Source organism: Phycisphaerae bacterium (genome assembly GCA_012729815.1).
Taxonomy (GTDB): domain Bacteria; phylum Planctomycetota; class Phycisphaerae; order JAAYCJ01; family JAAYCJ01; genus JAAYCJ01.
In genome coordinates this window covers 1-22,309 of record JAAYCJ010000063.1, presented here as the reverse complement: position 1 = coordinate 22,309, position 22,309 = coordinate 1, and the positions used below count along the sequence as shown (strand labels likewise).

Sequence of the window (22,309 nt, the reverse complement as noted above, 5' to 3'; positions counted from 1 at the left end):
TCGCGGTCGTGCAGATCGCCCTGGTCTCGCTGGTGTTCTCCGTCCTGTTTATCTACCGCGGCAGCCTGATCGCTCCGATCCTCGCCCACGCGGCGTTCAACACGATCAACATGACCCTGGCGTTCAATGAAGACCTCCAGAAATTCCTGCAGGATTACCAGCCGGCCCAGACGATCCTTGCGATCCTGCTGGGCGGATAGCGGACAGAAGGATAGGACCTCCCATGCCCTCGAAAAAGACCTACCTGCTCTACGATCGGTCGCGGATCGAGTTTGACGTGCCCGCCGAGTGGGCGATCCTGGAGCCCCACGACCCACCCGCGATTACGGACATCGACCCAGCCGTGCGGCAGGCCCTGGCGGTGCCCATCGGCGCCGCGCCGCTGCTGGACCTGGCCCGCCGGGCCGACCGGTCGCGCGGCGCGGTGGTGGTCATCTCCGACATCACGCGGGCCGTGCCCAACCGCCTGTTCCTCCCCATCATCCTGGAAACCCTGGAGACAGCGGGATTTACGAAAGAACAAATCGTCATCCTCGTCGCCACCGGGATGCACCGGCCCTCGACCCGGGCCGAGCACGTCGAACTGGTAGGCCAGACGATCCTCGATCGGTACCGGATCGTCGACCACCGGGCCGACGCCCCCGAGACCCTCGTCGCCCTCGAAGCCCGCACCAGCAGCGGCACCGCGGTTCAGATCGACGCCGTCTACGCCAACGCGGGCCTGCGGATCCTGACCGGGTTCATCGAACCGCACCTGATGGCTGGGTTCTCCGGCGGCCGCAAATCGATCTGTCCCGGACTGGTCGACCTGGACACGGTCCAGAAGTTCCACGGCCCGCATTTCGTGGCCGATCCCCGCACGGCAACCGGTATCCTGGACGGCAACCCCTGCCATCGAGAGGCCCTCGAAGTGGCCCGAATCGCAAAGCCAGACTTCATTTTTAACGTTACAGTTGATGCGGATAGCCAGATCACCGGCATTTTCACCGGCGACCTCGAAGCCGCTCACGCCGAAGGCGTTCGCTTCGTCGAAAAGCACATGGCTGTGACCGTCCCCGAGCGCTTCGATACCGTCTTCGTCTCCGGCGGCGGCTATCCGCTGGACACCACCTTTTACCAGACGGTCAAGGGCATGGTCGCGGGCGGCGACTTCGTCCGCCAGGGCGGAACCGTCATCACGGTCAGCGGGTGCCGGCAAGGCTTTGGGTCCGATAATTGTCGAAGAATCATGTTCGAGTATGCCGATGACTACCAACGATTCCTGCGGGACATCTTCGCCCGCGATCGGGTCGAAAAGGACCAGTGGGAATTCCAGTTGCAGACGCGGGTGCTGGAGAAGACCAGCCGTGAAGGCCTAGTCCTGGTCGCCGACGGCATCGACGTCGAAGATCAGCGGCGGTGCCACGTGACGCCCGCCTTCGATCTGGTGGGCCGGCGGGACGCCGCCGAAGCGGTGAAGGCACTGGTCGAACGAACGTCGCAACAGACCTCGCGGGTCGCGGTGCTGCCGCGAGGGCCGTACATACTGCCGAGAGTGGGTCACGGATGACAGTCGCCGAGGCGGCAAGCGGAGAACAACTCAAGGCCGATATCCTGGTCAGGAATTTCCGGGCGCTGTACCGGATCGACCTGGCGCTGGCCCAGACCCTCGACAATCTGCCCGACGATCCGCGTCTCGAACTGCTGCCGGCCAGAAACGGCCAGGCCACCGCCCGCGTCCGACTCGAAGACGGCCGCGAAATCTTCCTTCACAGCCGCTACGACCCGGCGGCGGAGGCCAAGACCTTCGTCGACCGCCTCGACCTCGACAAGAACTTCGTCTTTTTCGTCTCCGGGTTCGGGTTGGGTTACCAAGTCAGGGAGATCCTCGACCGGACCAGCGATCAGACGGTGGTGATCGTCCTGGAGCCTCAAGCCTCGGTCATCCGGGCGGCCTTGGGCAACCTCGACTTCGCCGACGCGATCAAGCGCGGACGGCTGGTCCTGATCGAGCGGCTCGACAAGGCCCTGCTGCACAAGCGGCTGACGTGCCACTCGGCCACCATGACGCTGGGCACCGAACTGGCCGCTTTGACCTACACCAAGCAGTGGCAAGCCGAGTTCCACACCCAGATGCGTTCGTTCATCGCCGACTACATGGCCTTCGCCCGGATGGCGTTCGTCACGCTGATCGGCAACAGCCGCATCACCCAGGAAAACGTCGTCAACAACCTCTGGGCCTACCACGGCTGCCCGAGCACCGACACGCTCAAGGGCCGCTTCGCCGGATACCCCGCCATCATCGTCTCAGCCGGTCCGTCGCTGGCCAAGAACATCGATCTGCTCAAGGAGGCCAAGGGCAAAGCGGTCATCATCGCCGTCCAGACCACGCTCAAGACGCTGCTGAAACTCGGCGTGCCGCCGGATTTCGTCGTGTCGCTGGACTATCACGAACTCTCGTGCCGTTTCTTCGAGGGCATCGAGGACTTCAGCGACATCCACCTGGTGGCCGAGCCGAAGGTCAACTGGAAGGTGCCCGACGTCTTTCGCGGCAAGATCAGCCTGCTCAAAAACGACTTCGCCGAACAGTGCCTCGGGCCGGCGGCGCGCAAGCGGATCGGCATCACCGCGGGCAGCACGGTGGCCCACCTGGCGTTCTACCTGGCGGAGTTCATCGGGGCCGATCCGGTCATTCTGATCGGCCAGGACCTCGCCTTCGGCGGCAACATGTACTACTCGCCCGGCAACGCCATGCACGACATGTGGTCGGTCGAACTGAACCGCTTTTCCACGATCGAGATGAAGGAGTGGGAGCGGATCGTCCGCCACCGTTCGATCCTCCGCAAGGTCCAGGATCAGGACGGCCGCGAAATCTACACCGACGAGCAGATGTTCACCTACCTCCAGCAGTTCGAGCGCGACTTCGCCCAGACCCGCACCACCGTCATCGACGCCACCGAGGGCGGAGCAAAGAAACTCGGCGCCGAGCCGATGACCTTGCGTGAGGCGATCGACCGCCACTGCACCCGCCCGATCGATCCGCAGCGATTCAACTACCTGAAGGATCAGACATGGTACGAGCCGCAGCGTCTCGCCGAGGCCGCTGAGCAGTTAGGCAAGCGTCTGGAAGAAGTGGACGAATTCCGCAAGCTCTCGGAAGAGACGGTCGGACTGCTCAAGCAGCTCGAAGGCCTGCTCGACCGGCCGGAGGAATTCAACCGACGGATCGTCAAGATCGACCAGATCCGCTCGAAGGTCTCGATGCACCACCGCATTTTGCGGATGGTCTGCGACGTTTCAGCCCTGGCCGACCTGCGGCGATTCCGCAGCGACCGGATCAACCAGGCGTCGCGCGAGCAGGGCGCGGAGCGCGCCCGCCGCCAGCTTCAGCGCGACGTCGAGTTCGTCGAGGCGGTGGTCCGCGGCTGCGACGATCTGGAGAAAGTCCTGCGCGACGGCCTGTCGCGCATTGAGGCGAAGCAAGCCGAGGGAGCAGCCGATGACGGCGGAAAATGACTCACGCGTGGTGATCGCCGTCTGGGCCGATCCCGATCGTTCGCCGATGGGACTGCCCGCCAAGCTCGACCGCCCGCTGCGCGGCGAGCCGGTGCTCCGCCGGACGATCCGCCGCCTGGAACGCGTCGAAGGCGCCGCCGGCATCGTCGTCTTCTGCCAGCCCGAACACGAAGAGATCATCGGCCGCCTGGTCGCCGGGACGCGGGCGGAAATCCTGAAGGCCCGGTTCGACCCGCCGCGCTACTGGCCGGGCGTCCAGGCCTCTCGCAAGTGGGCCAAGACCTGCTGGCGAGGCGGGCTGCTCGGCGCGTGCGGCTTTGATGAGGAGGTCCTGCCCGCGGTGCTGCACGAGGTGGCCAAGGCCTCGCGCGCCGAAGCGGTGCTTTCGGTTCCCGCCTCCGCCGTCGTGGTCGATCCGCACTTGCTCTCGCGCCAGATCGCCCACTACCGCCAGTACCGCGACGAGTACAAGCTGTTCTTCACGCAGGCCCCGCCGGGCCTTTCCGGCGTGGTCGTGGCCGCCGACCTGCTCAGTCAGATGGGCCAGACCAGCCAGCTTCTGGGCTCAGCCCTGGTCTATCGGCCGGACGCGCCCAAACCCGATATCATCGCCAAACCATGCAACATCGTGATCGACCCGGCGGTGATCCAGACGCCGGTTCGCCTGATCGGCGACAACAAGCGGTCGCTCGGCCTGATCGAGGCCATGCTCGACGAGTTGACCGACGAGGAACTCGGCGCCGATCGCATCTGCCGGTGGGTCCGCGACAAGGGCCTGCCCCACCTGAGCCGCTGGCCCGATGAGATCGAAGCCGAACTCGTCGCCGGCTGGCCGACGCCCAAATCGATTCGTCCGGCGCCTGGGCCGCGCGGCCCGATCGACGCCGGCCGGCTGATCGATCAGATCGCAAAGCTGACCGCTGAGTGCGACGATCTGCTGGTCTGTCTCGGCGGTTTCGGCGAACCGACGCGGCATCCGAGGTTCGCCGAAATCGTCCAGGATCTGCACAACGCGGGCGTCTGGGGCATCTGCCTGAACACGACAGGCCTGCTCGACGAACCGACGGCTGACATGCTGGTCGATCTGCCCATCGATATCGTGTCCGTCCTGCTCGATGTGCCGGATCGCCAACGCTATGCCCAGGCCTTCGGCCAAGATTGCTACGAAGACGCTCTGGCGGGAATTGAACGGCTGATCCGCTCGCGCCACGAGCGCCGCCAGCCGCTGCCGCTGGTCGTGCCCGAGATGCTCAAGACGCACGAGACCCTCGACCTGATGGAGCCATTCTACGACACATGGCTCAACAAGGTCGGCGCCGCGGTGATCGCCGGCTATTGCGACTACGCCGGCCAACTGGCCGACCTGGCCGTCAGCTCGATGGCCGGTCCGCAGCGGCGGCCCTGCCGCCGCCTCTGGTCGCGCATGACCGTCCTCGCCGACGGCACGGTTCCGCTTTGCGACGTCGATTTCCTCGCTGCCAACCCCGCTGGAAATCTCGGCGACAAGCCGCTGACCGACCTGTGGCACAACGGCCCGCTCGGCCAGTTGCGCAGCGATCACCGCAGCGGCCGATACGACTCCAATTCCCTCTGCGCCAAGTGCACCCAATGGCACCGGCCGTAGAGACCCTGATCCGCCGCCCTCAGTACTTCCTGAGCAGCCCGATCACCACACCGAGAATGTCCACCTGTTTGGTGTAAATCGGCTTGAGGTTCGCGTTGGCCGGCTGCAGACGCACCCGGCCCTTCTCCCGGAAAAACTTCTTGAGCGTGATCTCGCCGTCCGGCAGCCGGGCCACCACCGTCTCGCCCTGCGTCGCCTCGCGCCGCGGTTCAACCACCACGTAGTCGCCGTCGCGAATCTGCTCGTCGATCATCGATTCGCCTTCGACCTTCAGGGCGTATATCCGCTCCGGATGGGCGAAGAACTGCTCGAGGTCAATGGCGTCGGCCACCTCGTAGACCTCGATCGGCGTGCCCGCTGCGATGTTGCCCATCAGCGGCAGCGACCAACCCGACTTCGGCGCCGCAGCCGGCGCCTTATCCGCCACCACCTGGATCGACCGGGCCTTATGCCGAAGCCGCGTGATCAACCCCTTGCGCTCCAGCGCCCGAACGTGCTGATAGACCGTGACCTTACTGACCCCGAGCATCTGCCCCATCTCGTCCATGCTCGGACAATACCCGCGATCCCGCTGGAACTGCGTCATTAAGTTGAGCAATTCCAATTGCTTGGGCGAGGGTAACTGGCCCTTTCGCTTGTTCGTCATGCCGAACCCTCCGTCGTCGGCAGACATTGTAACCTAACATAAGTTCGGTAGCAAGCGAAAACCCGGATTTTTCCAGCCAAGCCGTCGAAGTCACTCGGCCGCCACGGCCAGCGGCACCAATCCCGTTTCGATCAGCCGCTCCACCGCCTCCATCGCCAAGGCCTTGTACAGCGATTTGAGGTCGGATGGGTCGTCGATCGTGGCGTGTGACGTGGCGATCCACGCCATCCGCTTTGAGGCCACATCGTACAAGTTGATCTCGTGCCGCAGGTGCGTTTCGGTCACCGTGTATCCGCGGTCGTACGGGTACGGCTCGTAGAAGCCAAACCCTCCGCGATAGTAGAAAATGTCCGCGCCCAGCGTCCCGTAAGGACGATAGTAGTACGGTCCGGGGCCCGGAACGTGTTCCTCCTCCTGCCAGCGTTCCGTCCGCCGAACCGTCAGCACCGCGTCGAAATTGTGCCGCAAGAGGATCTCGCGGACTTCGTCGTCGCTGTATTGCCGGGTCGGCAGCAGATACTCCAGCGACGCTTCAGCCTCGGCGTCCGACTCCGCCATGGCGCGGACAAACGCCGCCTCCGCCGCCCGGCGACGGTCCAGGTCCGGAAACACCGCGGCCACCATCACCCGCCGATACGTCGCCTCGCGGAAATCCGGATCGGTAAACGACTCCATGCTCACCTGCGAGCAGCCGCCCGCCAGCAACACCGCACAGAGTCCCCAAAGCCTCTTCATGGCCAGTCTCCTGTCGTTCGCCGGCGCCATTATACCACGTCGGCGACAGGAGCATACGTCCGGCCCGTCAAGGCGCCGGGATGATCGCCGGGCGGCTCGTCGGCATCTCGATCTTCCGGAGGTACGCCATGTTGTGCGCGACCGCGGGCGCCGACCAACTGATCACCAGATGCTGATCGGTCATTGCCCCCGCCGCCAGCACCAGCGGCCCGACGTGCAGAAACCAGATCCCCTCTTCCGTCCGGTTCAACTGAAGCTGGAACAGCGACTCGCCCCACGACGCCGACTCCAACCCCGTCTCGTTCGGCTCCGGAGCGTTCAGCATGTTCAACAGCCGCTGCCACACGCCCATCACCCGCGGCCAGACCTTGCGCACCTCCAGGCTGCCGTCGTGCGAGACCAGGATCGTCTTGGCGAACGGCCAGTTGAACGGATGCGCCGGCCAGTCGTGGATGATCACCTCCGGACCCAGGTGGTCGAAAAGCTGGGCGTAGACATCATCGAGTCCGGCCTCAGCCACCACCCGCTCGTAATTGGCCACCATCCTTTCCCGTCGCCGCGGGTTGCGGGTGGAAAGGTAGCTGTTGGTCGCCCACGCCACAATGTCGCTGACCTTCGCCGACGCCACCGCGTACGACGTCGCCTCCGGCGGAACCAGAGCCAGCAGCGGATCGCCCTTCTCCAATCCGATCGTCAGGTACCCGTACTCCGCCCGGTCGGGCCAGGCGGTATAGAGCTTGCTGACAAACGCCCGCTGACGATAGCCCGCGGTCAGGATCACCTGCCTGGCGTTGCCCTCGTCCCCGAGGCTCAACTTCAAAGCCGCCAACACCTGATCGTAGTATTCGCCCAGCACCGGCTGGAGCTTGCGGTCCAGTTCCTGCACGTTCAAGTACAACAGCCAGAGCCGATGGTCCATCTCCTGGTCGTGCAGTTCCGCCCGCTGGATCATCGGGACATCCGTCAGGCGACCCGGTTGATCGGCCGCGGCGGCGTTGGCGATGATCCGTTCGTACGCGCCCGGCCCGACGGTAAAGACGAACAGGTCGCCCACCTGTCCCCACTCCCAGACATCCCACTCGGGCATGTGGTGCATCACCAGCCGTTGGCGCCGCGCCGCCCCTTCGCCCACCCATGAGATCGTCGCGTTCTCGCTGTCAAAGTAATGATCGATGGTCTTCTTGAGCAGCGAAAGCTGCGCCGCGTAGTCGCCGCCCTGGACCAGCAGGGCCATCGAGAAATGGTCCAGCCGGAACGACCCCTCGCCGCCGGTCGGCTGACTCGCCACGTCGAAGAGGGCCAGCACGTGCGGGAACTTGCTCAACTCGGCGATCACCGAAACCGTGTCGGCGAGAACCTGCTGATCGGGTTTGAACACGCCCAGCATGCCGGCGGCGCTGAGCAGCCCCATCATCGACTGGCCGAACTGTTGACCGGACTCCACCGGCGAATACGAATAGACGGCCAGCACGTCGCCGCCCAGCAGCGAGAGCATGTCACGGTTGAGGCCCGTCGGCTCGGACGTCGGCGGCTTGGACGTCTGGCCCGCTCCACGACCCGGCAACGCGATCAGCATTGACACGGCCAGAACCGCCGCGAGCATTCGCCGCGAACGGTTATTTGCCGATGCAGAATTGCGAGAAGATGTTATCGAGGACATTGTCGGTGGCATCCTTTCCCAGCAGTTCGGACAGTCCACGCAGGGCCTCGTGCAGCCCGGCTGCGATGATCTCGTACCCAAATCCGCCGCCTTCAGCCGCCAGCGTCCGCGCCTCACCGCATGTCGCCGCCAGGGCGTCGCGCGCCCGGCCGATGGCGTGGCGCTGCCGACGATTGAGGGCGAACTGCCCAGCCGAGACGCTCAGGCAGCTCTGCCCCAGCCACTCGAACACCAGCGCGGCCAACCGGTCCAGGCCCTCGCCGCTCCGCACCGACGTCCTTGCGGCCCTATCATACCGTCCGGCCAGGCGATTCTCAAACCCCGCGATCCGCTGCGGCGAGACCAGGTCGATCTTGTTGATGACCGCGACGCTCCGCCCGCGGTCGATCGCCAGCGGTTCGAGAAGGGCCAGCGCCCGCTCGGCATCGTCCGTCGCGTCGAAGACCAGCAGGTGCAGGTCCGCCGTCGCCAGAAACCGCTGCGTCCGCGCCACAGCCTTCGCCGTGACCGCATCGGCCGCCTCGGCGATCAGCCCGGCTGTATCGACCAGTTGCACCTCGCGCGATTCGTATCGCCACACCGCGGTCAGCATGTCCCGCGTCGTGCCCGGAATGGCTGAGCAGATCGCCCGATCCACGCCCGTCAGCGCGTTCAGCAGCGAGCTCTTGCCCGCGTTGGCCGGCCCGACCAGGAACACGCGCGGCAGCGACGAAAGCGATTCGGCGTCGATCGCCGTCGCCAACAGCCGGTCCAACTCGCCGGCCAGGCCGTCGATCCGTTCGATCGCCCGCGGCAGCGAGACCTGCTCGATCTCCTCTTCGCTGAAGTCGATGTTGGCCTCGACGTCGGCGACCAGATTGGTCAGCCGCTCGTACGCATCCTCCAGCGACCGGTGCAGCCGGCCCGCCAGAAGCGTCAGCGCCGCTTCGATCTGGGCGTCGTTCTCCGCCTGCACCAGCGCGTTGATCGCCTCCGCCTGCGTCAATTCGAGTTTGCCCAACAGCATCGCCCGCGCGGTAAACTCGCCGCGCTCCGCCGGCTCCAGACCCTCCCGCATGAGCCGCCCCTCGATCAATTGCACCAGGGCGAGCGAACCGGGCACGTGAATCTCAGCCATGTCCTCGCCGGTGTAACTGTCCGGACCGGGAAACGTCCACAGCCACGCCCGGACCGCCACATCGCCTTCGACCTTCAGCACGCCCGGCCGCACCGATCGGCGAAACCCGCCGTCGCCGTCATCCGGCACAAAAAGCCGCGCCACCGCGTCGCGCGTCCGGCATCCGCTGATCCGCACGATCGCCCGCAAAGCCGGCTGCAATACCGTCGCGGCGGCGAAGATCGTGCTCTCCAGCGTCCATCGCGTCACGATGCCCCTTCGGCCTTCGCCATGAACTTGTTCTCCGTCCCGCTCCGCAGCCGCGCGATGTTGGTCCGATGGCGGAAGATCAGCAGGCCCACCATCACCGCCGCGAACGCCGCCAGCGGCCAGTGGTCGCCGATCCGCCACGCCGGATGAAACGCGAACAGCAGCCCCAGTCCGATCAAAAACCCCAAGCCCGCCACGATCGATCCGATCGACACGTACCGCGTGACCGCCACCACCACGATCCAGATCGCAAACGCCGCCAGGCCCGGAAACGTGTAGTAAGGATAGATCGCCAGCACCACGCCCAGACTCGCCGAAACGCCCTTGCCGCCCTTAAAGCCCAGCCAGCACGGCCAGTTGTGCCCGGCCACCGCCGCGAACGCCACCGCCAGCCAGATCGTCGTGCCCACCACCGGACTGTGCTCAAAAAACCCATTGAGCCGCAGCCACAATCCCGCCGCCGCCGTCGGCACAAACCCTTTGAGCAGGTCCAGCAGGAGCACGATGTAGAAGTACCGCTTGCCCAGCACCCGCCCCGCGTTGGTCGCCCCGATGTTGCACGACCCTTTGGTGCGAATATCCACGTTCTTCCACAGACCCACCAGCAGACCGAACGGGATCGATCCGAACAAGTAACCCGCGGCGGTCAGACCCGCCGCCATCACCCACAGGTGAACCGCCGAAATTTCCGCCGGAGGCATCATCGTTCCGCCAGCTCCTTGTACAGGTTGACCAACTCATCGACGTGCCGGGCCATGGTCACCCGGTCCGCCGCCCGACCGCAATTCGCCGCCAGCCGCCTGCGATACTCCGCGCCGATCATCGCGACCATCGCCGAGGCAACCGCCTCGACCGTCAGTTCATCGAGCACCATGCCGCAGTCCGCCTCGCGAACGATCTCAGCCGCCCCGTTAAACCGCGTGGTCACGCTGGGCAATCCACAGACGATCGCCTCCAGGACCACGCGGCTGCACGGATCATACCACGTCGGATGCAGCAGGAAATCGGCCAAGCCGTAGACGCGGTGAATCTCCTTGGCCGGCCCGATGAACCGGAACCGATCGCCCAGGCCGAGGTGCTCGACCCGCTGCTGATACCCGCGGAAATCCGCGCTGGTCACCACGCCGACCTTGAGCCGGTCGAACGCCGGCGGATCGCTCCGCCGCAGACGCTCCAGCGCCGCGATCACCAGGTCCATCCCCTTGAGCTTCAGGTTGTTCGCCACGAACAGACCCAGCGCCTGATCGTCGCGAACGCCGAACAGCGACCGCAGCCTCGCGATCTCCTGCGGATCGATCGGCCGCTGCAACCGCTCAGCGTCCACGCCGTTGTAGATCACGCGAATCCGCGACCCGGGCAGTCCCAGGTGCTCGATGCACTGCCGCCGCACGTAGTCGCTGACCGCCAGGAACAGGCACTCGCTCTCGGCGGCCAGATACCGCTCGATCCGCTGCAGCCGGCGCTGCCGGCCGTTGGGCCCGAACAGGCGCTTCAACGCCGCCGAGAAACCCTGGCGCCGCGCCACGTTCCGCGCGAACGTCTCGGCGATCAGTCCGCCGCGCGGCTGATACACGTCCGCCCGGCGCACCGGCGTGACCGCGTGCACCACGTCGAACTCCCGCCGCGAAAGATACGCATCCGCATCGGACAGGAAACTCCATAGCGGCACGAACCGCTCCGGAATGTCCGGAGCCAGGTCCACAATCTCAAAGCCGTTCGGCGGCACGCGGCATGCCCACCGTGTGACCAGCGTCACCTCCAGCCCGCGCCGCGCCAGTAGCGAGGCCATCTCCAGGCTTGAATGCTCCGCGCCGCCGCGGCTCGTGTCGATCTGTTCGATCACCAGCGCCGTCTTCATAGTCTCCGTTCCACCGTTCGCCGTTGGTGCTTGCGGTCGTGCGCGGCGATCCTGGCCGTCTTGGCCGCGATCCGCCGGACCAGCGCCTTGTGCTTCGGCTCCAGCCGGCTCACCCCCAGATACCGCAGGAAAAACCGCATCCGGTCCGTCCGGCTGATCACCGACGGCGACGAATAGTTCAGCGCCGCAAGGTCCTTGACCAGCCAGCGCCGCCTCACGATGCCCATCTTGAAACATCGCGCCAGGTCGATCAGATGAAAAATCGGCTCGCCCGCCTCGTCGAGGCTGATGAAGATGTGCGAAAGGTACAGGTCGCGGTGGCAATAGCCCGCCCGGTGAAACCGTCCGATCAACTCGGCCAGTTGCCGCACCCATCCGCGCCGACGGCGCAGCTCCAAGCGTTCCGGCGTGCGGATGAAGTACTTCGGCACGAACCGCTCCAGCGGCTGGCCCACGATCCCTTCGGTCAACAGGGCCGAACGCTGCTCGTAGCCGCCCACCATCTTCTCGCCCCACGCCGCCACCACCGGCGTCGGTATCCGCAGCAGCGAAAGCCGCTTGATGATCGCCCGCTCGTAGTGGCAGATCGATCGGCCAAATCCCGCGCACCGGATCCGGTCCAATTGGTCGCGCAAGCCCGGACGGTTCGTCCGCTTCAGATACAGCCACGTGCTCTGGCCGTTCTGGTCGGGAATCTCGAAGCGATAACGGTACCGGCCGTTCAGTCCCGGTTTGTGCAGCTCCCTGCCGCCCACGAAGTACAGCAGATCCTCCGGGTTCGTCAGGTGCAGCTTGGCCAGGTGCTCGCGAAACCGCACGTTGACCGTCATCACGCCGTCCCGCTCGTACCACTCCTCTTCCGGCAGCGGCCGATCGCTTGGAAAATGCGCCAGCAACCGACGCTCGCGACGGGCCCGCTCGATCCACGCCATACCGTCGGGAAAGAACCGCGCCAGCAGACGCCGCCGCACCGACCGCGCCGAAATCCTCGACGCGCCCACGTACCCGACCATGATCCGCAGCACGTCCGTCGCGGTCAGCAGACCCCGGAGGCTCCGCAGAAGCTGGTCCACCTGCCGCCGACGCTCGCGGCCGTTCAGGCCCTTTTGCATGTTCTCCACGTCGATCAGCGAGAAGCTCCATAGCGGCGACTCCGGCCTCGCCTCGTGGGTCGGCTCGACGTAGACGTGCTTGGCCACCATGTCCGGCCACCGCAGATTCGCCCGGTGGAACCGCCAGAGAAACTGGCCCAGCTCGTGGAGCAACTGCGTCCGCGACCAGAGGTTATCCGTCCGCTGCGTCGGCCGCCCGAATGCCAGCAGTTGCTTGTAGAGGTCCCGCCCGGGCGCCTCGGTCACCAGGCACGCCGCCCGCACCGGCACGCCCCACCGACGCCGCTCGAACAGGCACACCCGCCGCATCGTCGGGATCCTCGCCTCCTCCAGCCACTCCAGCGCGCGAAATGTCTTGAAACACCGGCTTCGCGGCCGGCGAAACCGGACCAGGTCGCCGAGGATCTCGCGCCACGCCACCCGCCGGTCCTTCCGCAGATACCACGGCGACGGCGGAACCAGGTCGGGCGGGCTGACCCGCAGCACCTGCCGCGGACCGTGTTCCCCGACCATCGCGCCGTCCGACCAGGCCAGCAGACGCCGCAGGTCCAGCAGCTCCTGCTGCTGCAGGTAGGCCAGGTATTTCCGGTTGATGGTGACGTACTCAGCCATATTTCGCTACAGACCCAACCCCTGCGTCGATCGCCGCGACTGCCGCAGTCAATTCTATACCCTCCGCCACCGATCGGCCGATGCGGCGGTCAGTTCGGCTTAAGGCCCCGCTTCTTGATCTCCTCCAGCAACCCGCTGGACGAATGGTCCTTCGGATCGCCCACGATCGCGATCCGCCCCCCGTACCCGCGCACGATGTCCCGCTCCGGAATCGTCTCGGCGCTCCAGTCGGTGCCCTTGGCGTGCACGTCAGGCTTCAGCATCTTCAGCAGATCGGCGCAGTCGGTCCCCTCGAACTTCGTCACCATATCCACGCACTCGACCGCCGCTACCATCTCCATCCGCTCCACCAGCGGCATCACCGGACGCTCCGGACCCTTCAACGCCCGCGCCGACTCATCCGAATTCAACGCCACCAGCATCACATCGCCCTCCCGCGACGCCCCTTCCAGATACCGGATGTGCCCCACGTGGAACAAATCGAAGCAGCCGTTGGCGAACACGACCCGCTTGCCCTCCCGCTTCAGCGTCTCAATCCGCTCCAACAGCGCCTCGCGGTCCAATACGATCTTGCCGTTCCTCGATCTACTCATCGCTCAGGTGTCTTTCCACAATCGCCATCAGTTCGGCCCGCGTGCAGCACGCGCAGCCCTGCTTCATCACTACCACCGACGCCGCGCAGTTGGCCAGCATCGCCGCCTGGAACACGTCGGCCCCCGCCGCCAGACCCGTCACCAGCGCCGCCCCCGCCGTATCGCCCGCGCCGGTCAGATCCACAATCTGGTCCGTTCCCACCGCCGGCACGAACCGCCAGCTTCGCGGACCGCGATAGACCAGCATCCCCTTGTTGCCCAGCGTCATCACGATCGAGCCGGCCCGCGTCCGCCGCTGAAGCCGCCGCGCCGCCTCGACCAGCCCCTTCTCGCTGTTATCGTGCAGACCCGAGGCTTCCAACGCTTCCTGTTCGTTCGGCTTGATCGCGGTCAGGCCGCAATACTCCAGAATCCGGTACCGCGAATCCGCCAGCACGGGCTTGGATGCGGCGACCTTGCCGAACCACTCGCGAACGCCGGGCGTCACCACGCCATAACCGTAATCGCTGATGACCCACGCGTCGATCCGCCGATCCAGCGACCGCGCCGCGGACAGCAGCTTGCGCTCCAGCGGCCCGTCCGGGCCCGACGCCGGCTCGCGGTCGATCCGAAGCACCTGCTGCGGCGCGGTGTGCTTCGCGCCGGCCATCACCCGCGTCTTGGTCACCGTCCGGTAGTCGTCCCACCCGATCAGCCCGGAAACCCCCAGCCCCGCCTCCCCGAGCTGCCCGGCCAGCCGCGATCCCAGCTCGTCGCGACCCGTCACGCCCACCAGCTCGACCGCCGCTCCCAGCGACGCGATGTTCCGCGCCACGTTCGCCGCCCCGCCCGGAATCAGCTCCTGCGACTCCTCCCGCACGATGATGATCGGCGCCTCGCGGCTGACCCGGTCGGTAATCCCCGTAACGTACAAATCGGCGACCACGTCCCCGAACACCCCCACCCGCAAATCGCCGAAGCGACCGGTAAGTGCTGTCAGTTGCCGCCTGTCCATAGGCTACGTGCCGCCGTCGGCCGACGCCGCGTCCACCGTCCGCTCCGTCCGGGCCGACCGATCGCCCAGAAGCTGGCGGACCTGCTCGATCACCCGCTCCGGCTTCAACTCCCGCATGCACCGGTGGTGCTTCTCCGGGCACACCCGCTTCATGCACGGGCCGCAGTCCACCTCGATCCGCGCCGCCCGCTCACGCACGTACAGCGTCTCGGTCCATCGCGGATCGGTCGAACCGAACACCGTCACCACCGGCACCCCGAACGCCGCGGCGAAGTGCCGCGGACCCGTGTCGTTGGTCACCAGAATCCCGCACCGCTTGATCAAAGACTTGAGCGTGCCCAATCCCACCACCGGATCGCTCAGCGCCACCGCGCTGTGCTTCATGAGCGAGGCCACCTTCCGCGCGATCGGAATCTCCCGCCCGCTGCACGCGATCACCACGTGCAGGTCGTGCTCCTCGACCAGGTGATCGCCCACCGCCGCGAAATGCTCGGCCGGCCAGCACTTGGCCGCCCCGAACGAAGCGCCGGGATTGATCACCGCCACGCCCTTGTTGCTGTCCAGCCCGTGCCGCACGAACAGGCTCTCGACCTCCTGCTCGAACGGCGGCTCGGCAAACAGCTCCAACTGGTGGTTCCTCGTATCGCAGCCGAGATAGTCGGCCACGCTCATGTAGTACTTCAACGCCGATATCGGCAGAAAACGCCCGTTGTACCGGTCGGGCAGCAGCTTGTCCGTCAGCAGCATGCCTCGTCCGTCGCGGTCGTATCCCACCCGCCGCGGTATCTTCGCCAGCGACATCGTCACCGCCGCCCGGAACGAATTCGACAGCAGCACCGCCAGATCGTACTTGTTCCCGCGAAGCTGCTTGAGCAGGTTCAGCGTCGTCTGCTTGGGAATCCCCTTCTTGCGGCTCGGCCAGTACAGAAGCTGGTCGTACCACGGACACCCGCCCAGCAGCTCCCGCAGATACGGCCGCAACAGGTACGTGATCCGCCCATCCGAGAACCTCTCCCGCAGGGCCCGCAAAGCCGGACCCGCCAGCACCGCGTCACCCACCCAGTTCGGCAGCACGACCAGGACATTATTCGCTTCCGACGTCAACGTTCATCCTTTCTTTGCCAACCGGTCCCAGCCGCGATCGACAAACCCGATGCGCCCTGCGGGACCGACGCCTGTCTTCCGCCGCCGGACCGGCCGCCGACTCGACGCCAACCGCCCGGCCATAAAACGCTTCCGCGGCTGACCGAGGCCAGCCGCGATATAAGCGTACTATCTTGTCCGCCGACGTTCAAGCTTTCTGACGCGACCTTACGCCGCGCTCAGCGCCGCCCGCGGTTCGCCGCGCAACGAAGCCGAAGGGGCGTGCACGCCCAACTCCTCGCCGTACCGCACGATCCGGGCGCTGTTGAACACCACGAACGCCGACGCCGCTGTGTGCAGCACCACCGCCAGAACCGGACCGATCAGGCCCAGCGCCGCCGCCAGAAGCGCGCCCACGATGAACACCACGCCGAACGCCAGGTTCTGCCACACCACGTTGGTCACCGCCCGCGAAAGCTTCAGCAAAAACGGCAGCCGCGACAGGTCGCTGCTCATCAACGCGATCGACGCGCTGTGAATGGCCACGTCCGACCCGGCAGCGCCCATCGCGATGCCCAGATCGCCCGCCGCCAGCGCCGGCGCGTCATTGACGCCGTCGCCCACCACCGCCACCTTGTGCCCGTCCGCCTGAAGCCGGTCCACCAGCTCCAGCTTCTCGTGCGGCAGCACCTCGGCCTGCACCTCCGTGCAGCCCATCTCCGCCGCCACCCGACGGGCCACCGTCCAGCGGTCGCCGGTCACCATCGCCAGATGCCGAATCCCGTACGCCCGAAGCTGCTCCAGGGCCGACTTGGCCTCGCCCCGGGTCCGGTCCTCCAACCCGATCCAGCCGATGCACTGCTTGTTCCGCGCCACGTACAGCACGCTGACGCCCTCGGGCTCCTGGAATTCCTCGCCCGAAAGCGAGCTCAGGCCCACGCCCTGGCCCTCCAGCCACTTGCGCCGGCCCACCATCACCTCGACCCCGCCGTCGATCGTCCCGCGAACGCCCTGCCCGGTCACCTCCTCAAAACTCGCCGGCGCCGCAAGCTTCACGTTGGCCTTCCGGGCCACCTCCGTGACCGCCTTGGCCGCCGGGTGACGGCTCTGCTGCTCCACCGACGCCGCCAGCGACACCAGCTCCGCGCTATCGACGCCCGAAGCCGGCTTGAGCCGCGAAACCGCCAACTCGCCCGTGGTCAAAGTACCGGTCTTATCCAGCACCACCGCGGTGATGTTGCGGGCCAACTCCAAATCCGTCACCGATTTGATCAGAATGCCCAGCCGCGCCGCCGACGCCAGACCCGCCACCATCGCCGTCGGCGTCGCCAACACCAACGCACACGGACAGGCCACGATCAGCATCGCAATCGGCCGGAAGAACGGGTTCTCCGCGTTCCGCGAGAAATACAGCACGATGAACGCCAGCATCAGCACCACCGGAATGTACCAGTGGGCGTAGCGGTCGATGATCCGCATGATCGGCATCTTGGTCTGCTCGGCCTGCAAAATCAGCTTCTGGACCTGGCCCAGCGTCGTATCCCCACCCACCCGGCTCACGCGAATGTCCATCGCACCGGTCAGGTTGATCGTCCCGGAAAAGACCTCGTCATCGACCCGCTTGTCCACCGGCAACGACTCACCAGTAATATTAGCCTGACTTACACTTGAGTCCCCCGATATCACCACGCCATCGGCGGGGATGTTGTCGCCCGGCCGGACCCGCACCACCTGCCCGGGACGCAACTGGTTCACTGACACTTCAGTTTCTTTACCCGTCTGCCGATCCACCAGGTTCGCCGTCTTGGGGGTCAGCCGGATCAGCGACTCGATCGTCGCCCGCGCTCCCAACGCCGTCCGCTTCTCCATCAGGTTCGACATGTGGAAGAAGAACGCGATGATCGCCGTCTCCTGATACCACTCGATCGCGAACGCCGCCGCCACCGCCAGGGCCACCAGCACGTCCATGTCCAGCTTGCCCTTCAAAAGCGCCGCGAACGCCGCCAGTACGATCGGCAGCCCCAGCATCAGCGCCGCCGCCACCGCCAGAATCGAACTGTAGAACGGATCCGAATAGATCCATTCGGCGACAAATGAACTCAGGGCTAGCATGCCGCCCATCAGCGTGCAGATCAGCAGCGTCGACGCCCGTCCCGTTTCCGCTTGGACCGATTCGGTGGAGAAATAATCGTGAACCATTGATCTTCCCTGGAAAAACTTCAGTATCCCTGCGCAGTATCACCGTGTCAAACAGTTACCATACGCTCCTGCCGTCATCGGGGTTCGCCCGATGGAGTTTCGGATTATACCGCCGAACCCGCCCACCGACAACCACCGCCCGACCAACCGCGACAAAACAAGCCGGCTGGAGGATTGACCCTCCCCCAGCCGAGCGAAATTAACATAAAACTAATCGTTTCAAGCCTTTGCCATGATCCCGTCGAGCTGCTGGCTCGTCCGTTTGACCAGACCCGGCATCGGCTCGGGGGTGATGATCTCCGCTGTGAGCGGGCCCTTGTATCCAACTTTCTTGAGCTGCTTCAGGACGGTCGCCCACGGCGTATCGCCCTTGCCGATCGCCACCTTGAAGCCCTCGGGGAACCCGCCGACCTTCCGGCTGTAGTCCTTGGCGTGGATTCGCTTGATCAGCTTGCCCAGCACCGGCACCCAATGATCCGCGTACCCGTGCTCGACCACGTTGGCCGGGTCGAAGTAGCTGCCCACGTACCGGCTGCCCACCCGCTTGATGAAGTCCCGCATCTCCACCGGCGAATACAGCATCGAATTCCAGACGTTTTCGACGCACAGGTACACCTTCAGCTTCTCGGCCACCTTGGCGGCGGCTTTGGCCTGCTGCAGCGCCCGATCGTAGGCCTCGCCGTACGGCACCACCTCAGCCTTCGGGTCGAATTCCGGCTTGACCGCGCCAGGCACGTATAGGAACGCATCGGTCCCCAGCCATTTGGTGATCTGCAGGGCATTGCGGGTGTACTTGGCCGCCCGGTCGCGAACCGACTTCTTCGAGCTGGTCGGCGAGACGCCCCAGTACTCCCCGCTGGCCACGCTGGAGATCTTGATCCCGATCCGTTTGGCCGCTTTGACCAGATCCCTGCACTGGGCTTCCTTCGCGTCGAACGTCAGTTCGCCCTTGGACCCCAGGCACAGCTCGATCCCCGCATAACCCGCGTTCTTCGCCTCTTCCATCGCCTTGACGATGTCGTATTCGCCGCCCAGGGCCGACGGACCGAACGTCCAGTAGTTGATCGCCTTGAACATACTCGTGCCTCCAGTGTACTGCTTGATTTACCCGTCGTCGTTCGATAATGTAACCCCGATCGCCCCTGTGGGCAACCGTCAAACCCGATGGGAAACAAGTCATGACACAGGTAACCCGGCGCGACATCGTCGAAGGGCTGCGGCAACTGGGCGTCTCGTCCGGCGACGTGATCCTCGTTCACAGCTCGCTCAAACGTTTCGGCCGCGTCGAAGGCGGGGTCGAGACCGTTATCGACGCCCTGCTCGAAGCGGTCGGCCCAAACGGCACCGTCATGGCGCCCACCCTGACCGGCGCCGCTGACCACAACGCCGCCAATCCGCCCGTCTTCGACGTCCGCGAAACCCCCTGTTGGACAGGCATCATTCCGGAGACCTTCCGGCAACGGCCCGAAGCGGTCCGCAGCCTGCATCCAACCCACTCCGTCGCCGCCATCGGACCGCACGCTGAGTATCTCACCAAAGACCACCACACCTGCCAGACCCCCTGCGGACCCGACTCGCCCTACCTGCGCCTGGTCGAACTCGACGGCAAGGTCGTCTTCCTGGGTGTCAGCCTGTCGTCCTGCACGCTGCTCCACGGCGTCGAGGAACTGGCCCAGGTCGACTACCACATGCAGGCCGAACCGGCCACCGCCGCCGTCACCGACACCTCCGGCCGGGTCCGCCGCGTCACCGCCTACCTGCACCTCTGGCGAACCGCTCGCCAGTATCCCGTCCTCGAACCGATCCTCCTGGAGGAAGGCATCCTGACCATCGGCAAGATCGGCGACGCCGAGATCCGCGTGCTCCGGGCCAAGCCCACCGTCGATCGCGTGCTCAACATTCTCAAGGATCAGCCGCGGTTCCTCTGCAAGCCCGACGAGAAGACCTGATCGCCAAATCCAACGGAGGTGTGCCATGTCGAGGATCGCCTGGAGCCTCGCGGGAGGCCTGACCACTCAGCAAATCCAGTCGCTGCACGAACAGGCCCTCGACGTCCTCGCCACCATCGGCTTGGACATTTCGCATGAACCGACCCTGCGAATCCTCGCCGAACACGACGGCGTCACCATCCGCGGCGCCCGCGCCCACTTCGCCGCCGACGTGGTCAACCGCTGCACGCTCAAACGGCCCTACACGCCACCCGCCGACACCGCCCTCACCGCCGGGGCCGGCGTCTACTGCCTCAACGTGATGGACTACGACGGGACGATCCGTCCCGCCACCACCGGCGACGCCGTCCGCATGGTCAAACTCGCCGACGCCCTCGACTTCAGCGGCGAGACCCCCGTCGAGCCACAGGACATCCCGCCCAGGCTCCGCCAGGTCGCCATGACCAAGATCTGCTGGGAAAACAGCCGCCGCCTCTCCGGCGGATACCTCTATGACCCCGAACCCGCGGAATTCGTCTATGAAATGGCTCAGGCCGCCGGCCGGACCTTCGCCCTCGGCGGAACCGTGATCATCTCCCCCCTGAAGGTCGATCCGGCCAAGCTCGATCTCTTCCTCCGTTTCCGCGACCGCGGCGTCCGCGTCAACTTCAGCGCCATGCCCATGGTCGGGGCCACCGCCCCCATCTTCTTCCCCGCCGCCATCGTCCAGGCCCTCGCCGAATTCCTCGGCGGCGTCGTGCTGAGCTGCCTCGTCTTCGGCGGCGACCCCAGTCCGGGCATCATCAACCTCTACCCGTACGACCTGCGACACAACACGGTCAGCTTCGGCTCAGCCGAAAAACTCCTGCTGATGCTCTCCGCCATGCAGATCGCCAACTACTTCGGCTTCGACATCGGTCCAAACGCCCTGATGGGCACCGCCCGAGCGCCCGACGCCCAGGCCGGAGCCGAAAAACTCTCCCAGGTCATGGTCACCGCCCTCGCCGGAGCACGCCACTTCCGCTACGCCGGCAGCCTCTCGCAGGATGAGATCTTCAGCCCCGTCCAGCTCGTGATCGACCGCGAAATCGTCGATTTCGTCGCCCGCGTCCTGCGCGGCTACGACGTCGGCCCACAGGAGCAGTTCCTCGACATCATCGCCCAGGGCGTCGCCGACGGCGGATTCCTCGCCCACCCTGCCACGCTCGAACACTTCCGCGACACCTACTGGTTCCCGCCGCTCTTTGACCACCAGAGCCTCGGCGCCTGGCGGGAAGCCGGCCAGCCCTCCGTCGCCGACCGCGCCCGCGCCATCGCCGAAAAGAAACTCGCCGACCACCAGTTCGCCCTGCCCGCCGAAGTCGCCCGCGACCTCAACAACATCTACCGCCGAGCTCAACAACAACTCACCTGAACGACCGCGCCGCCCGCGCTGAACTGATCCTCCAGAGAAAAATCAGCATAGAGCACACGGACCACGCGGAAAAGCGAAGAACGGGTAGGGTGCGTCGTCCCGACGCACCATCTGCCGATCCATTCACCAACTCCTCATTTTGCGTCTTGGGGTTCCCTGTATTCCATTCTTCATGTCTTCTCCCCTCCGCGTGTCGCGCGTGCTCCGTGCCGCTCTTCAGCCGTTCGCCTCTGGAATCCGACGAGCCGCTGCGTATAATGCGAGGCATGAAGAAGCTGTTCTTCACATGGCTGATACCTCTGCTCTGGGGAATCTGTTCGTTGCTCCAGTTCAGGTTTCCAGGTGACGAATACGGTCTCTGGGCGTACGGATCGCTGCCGGGCACATGGATCGCCTTTTTCGTTTCGTTCGGCGACATACACAATCCGCTATGGCCGATCAGCGTTGCTCTGGTCGGTTCGCTGATCATGGCGGGTTTCGGCCGCCTTCTGGACGGAATTGGCGTCCGCCGATCTGTCTGGCTCGGCACGCTGGCGATCGGGACCGTTCTGGCCTTCGTGCTGTCGGTAGGCTCGTACCCCAGCATAGCCAAGGCCTTGTCGAAAAATGGATCATGGACGGCCTACGTCCTGTCCTCCACCATGATGGGAATCTACTTCTCCATCGTTGCCGTTCTGATCCTGACGTTGGCGCGCCGCTTGATATCAAGAATGAACGAACGCCGCAACGCGTAGCAGCCGATCGGGCACGGAACACGCGGACCCCGCGGACAATGGGTAGGGTGCGTCGTCCCGACGCACCATCCTCCGATCCCTCGCCAACCATCCGCCTATATTCCTGGCCCGCTTCCTGAGCTTCTATAGAAATCCCTATCGGCGTTTCTGCCTGCGCCCCCAAAAACGCCGATTTGCCTCCAGAGCAAACCCATGCTATCTTTATCCGGCGGGGACCATCCGCCTTCCCCCGCCCGCGCGTCGCCTCCGGCGACGT

The 22,309-nt window shown here is 65.4% G+C and carries 19 protein-coding genes; 7 read left to right on the top strand and 12 right to left on the bottom strand.

Annotated elements, in window-relative coordinates:
* The 4 genes from GXY33_04850 to GXY33_04835 form a co-directional block, all read left to right on the top strand.
* The coding region (locus GXY33_04850) for a CPBP family intramembrane metalloprotease (GenBank protein NLX04456.1) at nucleotides 1-200 on the top strand (200 nt) is incomplete at its 5' end.
* A gap of 23 nt (nucleotides 201-223) precedes the next feature.
* Nucleotides 224-1,549, top strand: a complete 1,326-nt coding sequence (gene larA, locus GXY33_04845; GenBank protein ID NLX04455.1) for a nickel-dependent lactate racemase — start codon at nucleotides 224-226, stop codon at nucleotides 1,547-1,549.
* On the top strand, nucleotides 1,546-3,495 hold the full coding sequence (locus GXY33_04840; protein NLX04454.1) for a motility associated factor glycosyltransferase family protein: 1,950 nt from the start codon (nucleotides 1,546-1,548) through the stop codon (nucleotides 3,493-3,495). Before larA ends, GXY33_04840 begins: the two co-directional genes overlap by 4 nt.
* Nucleotides 3,479-5,119, top strand: a complete 1,641-nt coding sequence (locus tag GXY33_04835) for a hypothetical protein (protein ID NLX04453.1) — start codon at nucleotides 3,479-3,481, stop codon at nucleotides 5,117-5,119. The genes GXY33_04840 and GXY33_04835 overlap by 17 nt, the downstream gene beginning before the upstream one ends.
* Before the next feature lie 19 nt (nucleotides 5,120-5,138).
* Here GXY33_04835 and lexA read toward each other — a convergent pair whose 3' ends face one another.
* The 12 genes from lexA to GXY33_04775 form a co-directional block, all read right to left on the bottom strand.
* Nucleotides 5,139-5,765 carry a transcriptional repressor LexA gene (lexA, locus tag GXY33_04830; protein ID NLX04452.1) on the bottom strand — a complete coding sequence of 209 codons (627 nt, stop codon included), beginning with the start codon at nucleotides 5,763-5,765 and terminating at the stop codon, nucleotides 5,139-5,141.
* Nucleotides 5,766-5,855: 90 nt separating this feature from the next.
* Nucleotides 5,856-6,500: a DUF4136 domain-containing protein gene (locus GXY33_04825; GenBank protein ID NLX04451.1), complete on the bottom strand. Its 645-nt coding sequence runs from the start codon at nucleotides 6,498-6,500 to the stop codon at nucleotides 5,856-5,858.
* A gap of 67 nt (nucleotides 6,501-6,567) precedes the next feature.
* Complete coding sequence (locus GXY33_04820; GenBank protein NLX04450.1) at nucleotides 6,568-8,082, bottom strand: hypothetical protein; 1,515 nt, start codon at nucleotides 8,080-8,082, stop codon at nucleotides 6,568-6,570.
* A gap of 34 nt (nucleotides 8,083-8,116) precedes the next feature.
* Nucleotides 8,117-9,526 carry a tRNA uridine-5-carboxymethylaminomethyl(34) synthesis GTPase MnmE gene (mnmE, locus tag GXY33_04815; GenBank protein ID NLX04449.1) on the bottom strand — a complete coding sequence of 470 codons (1,410 nt, stop codon included), beginning with the start codon at nucleotides 9,524-9,526 and terminating at the stop codon, nucleotides 8,117-8,119.
* Nucleotides 9,523-10,188 (bottom strand): glycerol-3-phosphate 1-O-acyltransferase PlsY, encoded by a 666-nt coding sequence (gene plsY, locus GXY33_04810; GenBank protein ID NLX04448.1) that lies wholly within the window; start codon nucleotides 10,186-10,188, stop codon nucleotides 9,523-9,525. Before plsY ends, mnmE begins: the two co-directional genes overlap by 4 nt.
* Before the next feature lie 38 nt (nucleotides 10,189-10,226).
* Complete coding sequence (locus tag GXY33_04805) at nucleotides 10,227-11,384, bottom strand: glycosyltransferase family 4 protein (GenBank protein ID NLX04447.1); 1,158 nt, start codon at nucleotides 11,382-11,384, stop codon at nucleotides 10,227-10,229.
* Nucleotides 11,381-13,108, bottom strand: coding sequence for a hypothetical protein (locus tag GXY33_04800; GenBank protein NLX04446.1), 1,728 nt, complete (start codon nucleotides 13,106-13,108; stop codon nucleotides 11,381-11,383). The genes GXY33_04805 and GXY33_04800 overlap by 4 nt, the downstream gene beginning before the upstream one ends.
* An 89-nt stretch (nucleotides 13,109-13,197) precedes the next feature.
* Nucleotides 13,198-13,701, bottom strand: a complete 504-nt coding sequence (locus GXY33_04795) for an adenylyltransferase/cytidyltransferase family protein (protein ID NLX04445.1) — start codon at nucleotides 13,699-13,701, stop codon at nucleotides 13,198-13,200.
* Nucleotides 13,694-14,695, bottom strand: coding sequence for a sugar kinase (locus GXY33_04790; protein ID NLX04444.1), 1,002 nt, complete (start codon nucleotides 14,693-14,695; stop codon nucleotides 13,694-13,696). The genes GXY33_04795 and GXY33_04790 overlap by 8 nt, the downstream gene beginning before the upstream one ends.
* 3 nt (nucleotides 14,696-14,698) lie before the next feature.
* Nucleotides 14,699-15,799 (bottom strand): lipopolysaccharide heptosyltransferase II, encoded by a 1,101-nt coding sequence (waaF, locus tag GXY33_04785; GenBank protein NLX04443.1) that lies wholly within the window; start codon nucleotides 15,797-15,799, stop codon nucleotides 14,699-14,701.
* Nucleotides 15,800-16,006: 207 nt separating this feature from the next.
* The gene (locus GXY33_04780; protein ID NLX04442.1) at nucleotides 16,007-17,977 is read right to left on the bottom strand and encodes a cation-translocating P-type ATPase; all 1,971 of its coding nucleotides are present in this window, start codon (nucleotides 17,975-17,977) and stop codon (nucleotides 16,007-16,009) included.
* A gap of 219 nt (nucleotides 17,978-18,196) precedes the next feature.
* Nucleotides 18,197-19,054 (bottom strand): sugar phosphate isomerase/epimerase, encoded by an 858-nt coding sequence (locus GXY33_04775; protein NLX04441.1) that lies wholly within the window; start codon nucleotides 19,052-19,054, stop codon nucleotides 18,197-18,199.
* 101 nt (nucleotides 19,055-19,155) lie between these two features.
* Between GXY33_04775 and GXY33_04770 the strand changes: the two genes are divergently transcribed.
* The 3 genes from GXY33_04770 (at nucleotide 19,156) to GXY33_04760 (ending at nucleotide 22,053) form a co-directional block, all read left to right on the top strand.
* Nucleotides 19,156-19,926: an AAC(3) family N-acetyltransferase gene (locus GXY33_04770; protein NLX04440.1), complete on the top strand. Its 771-nt coding sequence runs from the start codon at nucleotides 19,156-19,158 to the stop codon at nucleotides 19,924-19,926.
* A 25-nt stretch (nucleotides 19,927-19,951) separates the two neighbouring features.
* Nucleotides 19,952-21,319 (top strand): hypothetical protein, encoded by a 1,368-nt coding sequence (locus GXY33_04765; protein ID NLX04439.1) that lies wholly within the window; start codon nucleotides 19,952-19,954, stop codon nucleotides 21,317-21,319.
* 266 nt (nucleotides 21,320-21,585) lie between these two features.
* Nucleotides 21,586-22,053 carry a hypothetical protein gene (locus GXY33_04760; GenBank protein ID NLX04438.1) on the top strand — a complete coding sequence of 156 codons (468 nt, stop codon included), beginning with the start codon at nucleotides 21,586-21,588 and terminating at the stop codon, nucleotides 22,051-22,053.
* The last annotated feature ends 256 nt before the right edge of the window (nucleotides 22,054-22,309 follow it).